Origin of the sequence: Desulfonatronospira sp. MSAO_Bac3 (assembly GCF_003838035.1) — a bacterium.
GTDB lineage: Bacteria > Desulfobacterota > Desulfovibrionia > Desulfovibrionales > Desulfonatronovibrionaceae > Desulfonatronospira > Desulfonatronospira thiodismutans.
In genome coordinates this window covers 1-3,050 of sequence record NZ_QYZY01000295.1, presented here as the reverse complement: position 1 = coordinate 3,050, position 3,050 = coordinate 1, and the positions used below count along the sequence as shown (strand labels likewise).

Sequence of the window (3,050 nt, the reverse complement as noted above, 5' to 3'; positions counted from 1 at the left end):
GCTCTTCCAGCTGCCTGCGGCGCAGGTCCACCTCTTCCCCGGCATCGCCGTGGCCATGGGTGCCTTCCAGCTGATCCAGGGCGCTTAGCTCCTGCTCCTGTTTTTGCAGGCCACTTTGCAGGTCATTCAGCCTGGATCTGAGTTCATTGACCTTTTTTTCCCCTGCAGCATCGCCGGCACTCATCCGGGACACCTCCTGTTCCAGGCGGGCGGTGGAATTTTGCATCTCCTCCAGGTGTGCCCTTTCAAGCTCAATCTGTTCGCGCAAATCGGTCTTCTGGGCGTCGATTTCCCGGCTTTCAGCATCCAAATCCTTTTGTATCTGCTGTAAACGACTGAGCCTTTGTTCGCGCTCCTCCACCCTTTCTTCATAAGCCCCCGAGCCCAGGCCGCTTATGCCTCCGAAAAATCCTCCCTCGCGCGGATCCTGGGAAGCGCCGCACCCGGCAAAAAGCAAAACGCAGATTAAAACCGGTAAGTATAAGTATCTCATATGGACAACCTCTCATCTATGCTGGCCAGCTGGGCGCTGCCCTCGCCAAGGGCGGCGATATTGGCCTGCAGTTCCTGCACTTCCTTTTCCAGGGCGGCAATGCGGGGGTCATCCTCGGGCAGAGTCTGGCTTTCCTCCTCTATGATAGCCTCCTGGATGGCCAGCTCGCTTTTCAGTTCTTCTTGGAGTTCTTCATTTTCCTGGATACGTTTTTGAACCTCTGCCTGTCTGGCCAGCAGAGTGTCTTTCTCCTCTGCACCTTCTTCATAGGCCTGTCGCAGGGATTCCACCTCTTCTTCCAGGGCCGCCAGTTCCTGCCTGCTTCTATCGTTGTACTCGCGCATGGTTTCATTGTATTCCGCTGTCCGGGCGGCTTCAGCCTCCAGAAACTCTTCCTGAGTGGCGTACTCAGCCTTACGCTTGGCCACCTCCCGGCCCACAAGATACCCCAGGCCTGCTCCGGCCGCGGCCCCGATCAATGCCCCCCTGCCGTCTCCGATTAGATATCCGGCCAGACCTCCGGCTGCAGCACCCACGGCTGTACCCTCGGCCTTGGTCCGCCTTTGATCAGAACCGGTTATACATCCGGACAGAATCACGGCCATAAAAACCAGCAATATAATCGCCCTGGACCCTTTCATGCTTTCCTCCTTTGGTAAAATCCCTGAAGTAAAAATTATTGATCAAATTCCTTAAAGACCTCTTCATACTCTTTAAACCAGCCTTCTCTGTCTGCACGGCGGTGCTGGCTGAAATCCTCGACATGAGTGGTCAAAAGCTGCAGCACGGCCTTCTCCCGGGGCAGAGGTTCCTGCTCGCGCATGCTTTCCAGGGCCTGGTCTATGTAGTCCTGTTCGTAGTCCCCAAGCTCGCCCACCTTGTCCGTATAAGCCTGAAACTGCTCTTTTTGGGCTGAACTCAGTTCTTTTATCCTCTGCTCCACAGCACTGACCTGCTCCAGGTATCTGCTGGACATTTCCGCCAGCCGCCTGGCGGCCTCAAGGCTGTTTTCCAGGCTTACCAGGCGGGAAATGTAGACACTCAGATTAACCCCGTTGCGGGCCGCATCCTGGGCCAGGCTGCGTGCACTTTCCCGCTGGGCCATGTCCAGGCGCTGCCTGGCCTGGTCCATGAACTCCTGCACTGTATGCAGATCATCGCTCAAATGGGGGTGCTCCTCCATGAGCCTGCCCAGGATGGGCTCCACGTCCCCCAGCTGCCCCGCGGCCTGGGCCACCAGGTTGTCCATGGTCCGGCCAACGGGCATGGCCTTGCGCACCATGTCCTTGTATTCCTGGTATTCGTCTTCCATGGCCGCTCTGACCCTGGTATTGACCACCACATTGGAACCAATGGCCAGGCGCGCCCCGGTGTTAAAGGAACGCCTTTCCTGAACCCGCTCCTGGTCCTGGTTCCAGGCGTAGACATCCAGCTCCTGACGCAGGGAGGAGCGCATATCCGACACCGGCGTGGACACGCTGCCGCCGCGAACGCTCACCCCGCCGGGCTTGCCCTGCCACACCTCGGGCCTGAAGAAACCGGCGGTCATTTCCTGGACATTGCCCAGCATGTCAAAAAAACCCAGGCGGCATGGCTGGCGCAGGCCTATGGGCCGCACCCTGTGGCTGGCATTGCCCAGATGCCAGGCATACTCATTGATCCTCTGCATGGCGAAAGGCAGGCGATCATTGAAGGTACCGTCCTCAATGGCCGGCAGCCCCCCGCGCACAGTGAACTCCCACTCCTCCTCGGAGGGAAGCCGGATAAATCCTGGTATACCGTCTATCTCCGGTATATTTTCCAGGCGCTCGGGGTGCTCTGCATCAAAAAGCCACTGGTTGTAGCTGCGGATAAACTCCTGGATATCCTGGTAGCTGACAAAAGACAGCGGCACCATCATGGCCTCCTGCAGGGCGCGGCCTTCCAGTTCAGCCAGCTGGGACGCATCCGGATCGGCACTGGCCTCAATCAAGGTATCCAGGCCCATGACCGAAGCAAACTGCCCCCTGGTCAATTCATATTTGGCCAGATAAATTGCCTGTCCCCGGCCATCATCAGCAGGAAATGATCCGCTGATCTGGGTGCGCTGCAGGCCTTCGAAAATCCCGCCGGATGCATCGCCCATCTGGATGATCTGCTCCTCATCCCCCCAGTAGCCCTGACCAGGCACCTGAACCTTGCGAAAAACCATTACAGAATCGCCGGGCATGGGCAGGACTATATCCGCCTCATCCGGTCTGGGGTTGTCCGGCCCGGCCGGGGGTGCGGCCATGCCGGCCTCGGCCCGGAATAAAAGCAGGATGAAAAAAACAGACACAAACAGGCAAAAGTGCATTGCCCTTAGTCTTTTTGTCCAACAGCGAAGGCATGTGATTATTTGCGGGTATTGAACATCCACGGTTGTATCCTTACAAGTAACTATAATTTCATTTTTTTATGCTTTCAGCATACCGCTGTCACACAGGTGTATCATTTTGTACGTAAAGCACGATCTACTCCCCTCCTTGGTTAAGGAGGGGCAGGGGGGGTTCGTTATGTAATGAACACTTCCTTATTC

3 protein-coding genes are annotated in these 3,050 nt (G+C 56.9%); all 3 read right to left on the bottom strand.

Features of this window, described 5'->3' with window-relative positions:
• A partial coding sequence (locus tag D5S03_RS09975) for a hypothetical protein (RefSeq protein ID WP_287043780.1) occupies window positions 1-493 on the bottom strand: 493 nt, incomplete at its 3' end.
• Window positions 490-1,134, bottom strand: a complete 645-nt coding sequence (locus D5S03_RS09970; protein WP_287043778.1) for a YMGG-like glycine zipper-containing protein — start codon at window positions 1,132-1,134, stop codon at window positions 490-492. The genes D5S03_RS09970 and D5S03_RS09975, both read right to left, overlap by 4 nt.
• 35 nt (window positions 1,135-1,169) lie before the next feature.
• Window positions 1,170-2,828: an SUMF1/EgtB/PvdO family nonheme iron enzyme gene (locus tag D5S03_RS09965; protein ID WP_008868670.1), complete on the bottom strand. Its 1,659-nt coding sequence runs from the start codon at window positions 2,826-2,828 to the stop codon at window positions 1,170-1,172.
• Between the last annotated feature and the right edge of the window lie 222 nt (window positions 2,829-3,050).

Coding starts and splice junctions, on each gene's coding strand:
- D5S03_RS09970 (WP_287043778.1), bottom strand. CDS start 1,134: ATGAAAGGGTCCAGGGCGATTATATTGCTGGTTTTTATGGCCGTGATT.
- D5S03_RS09965 (WP_008868670.1), bottom strand. CDS start 2,828: ATGCACTTTTGCCTGTTTGTGTCTGTTTTTTTCATCCTGCTTTTATTC.